At 53.9% G+C, this 1,264-nt stretch carries 1 protein-coding gene and 1 pseudogene; both read left to right on the forward strand.

The window, feature by feature from the left end:
• Positions 1-403, forward strand: a pseudogene (locus ACM6I0_RS18960) (helix-turn-helix domain-containing protein); the annotation flags it as partial.
• Positions 352-1,233 carry an IS3 family transposase gene (locus tag ACM6I0_RS18965; RefSeq protein ID WP_285435476.1) on the forward strand — a complete coding sequence of 294 codons (882 nt, stop codon included), beginning with the start codon at positions 352-354 and terminating at the stop codon, positions 1,231-1,233. The pseudogene ACM6I0_RS18960 and the gene ACM6I0_RS18965, both read left to right, overlap by 52 nt.
• Positions 1,234-1,264: the final 31 nt, after the last annotated feature.

Here is a 1,264-nt window from a genome sequence, read left to right on the forward strand (position 1 = left end):
GGGTGCAATGGATACGGGCGCAAAACGCAGTCAGCGCGATTACACGCTGACTTTTAAATTGTCGGTTGTCGATCAGGTCGAAAAAGGCGAGTTGAGTTATAAAGAGGCTCAACGGCGCTATGGGATCCAGGGCCGGTCGACGGTGTTGGTCTGGTTACGCAAGCATGGTCGACAGGACTGGAGCCAAGGCGCTTCCATTCGCTCCCAGAGGGTCCGACCGATGGATGAGCCTAATTTGCCATTAACTCCCGAGCAGAGAATCAAAGAGCTTGAGGAGCAGTTGGCGCTGGCGAATCAGAAAGCCAAATTCTTCGAAGACGTGGTCGAGGTTCTGAAGAACGACTACGGCGTATCCGTCGTAAAAAAGCGGCCCGGCAAGTCGTTGCGCAAACCCAAACCCTGAGTGTCAGCAGGGCTTGCCAGTTTATGGGGATCAGTCGCCAAGCCTTTTACAAGCGTGATCGCGTCTATCGGGCTCGAGTCGATCAAGATCAGAAACTCATCAAGTTTGTGCAGGCAATTCGAGTGCGCCAACCCTGCATCGGCACACGCAAACTCCAGTCATTGATGCACGCAGAGCTTGAGAAGCCTGAGCTGCATGTTGGCCGTGATCGCTTGTTTGAGGTGCTGCGTGAGCACCGACAGTTGGTTCGTAGGAAACGGGCGTATCACAAGACGACCGACAGCCATCATCACTTTCACTGCCATCCCAATCTGCTAAAGCCAGGCCCGCAGCAAGTCATCGCGAGCGGTCCGGAACAGGTCTGGGTGGCCGATATTACTTACCTATCCACCAAGCGTGATGATCCGGTTTACCTGAGCCTGATAACAGACGCCTTCTCAAGAAAAATTGTCGGGTATCACGTGCACGGCAGCCTTCACGCCGACTCGGTGGCCCAGGCCTTACGCATGGCGTTGAAAACACGTCGAACACGACAGAAACTGGTTCATCACTCGGATCGAGGTGTGCAGTACTGCTCGGCGCTGTATCAAAAACTCCATGCCAAGCACGACATCACGTGTTCAATGACCGATGGCTACGACTGCTACCAAAACGCCTTGGCAGAGCGGGTTAATGGCATCTTGAAAACAGAACTGTTGCTCCACCGGCCGACAGACCTGGAACAAGCGGAGCAGATGGTGCGGGAAGCAATCCTGATCTACAACCAAGAGCGCCCGCATCTTTCCTTGAAATACAAAACGCCCGATGCAGTGCATCGGGCGTTGGGGTGAAACAGGTGTAAACCTATTTCAGGACTAGACA

Origin of the sequence: Pseudomonas sp. IT-P294, assembly GCF_949767865.1 — a bacterium.
GTDB lineage: Bacteria > Pseudomonadota > Gammaproteobacteria > Pseudomonadales > Pseudomonadaceae > Aquipseudomonas.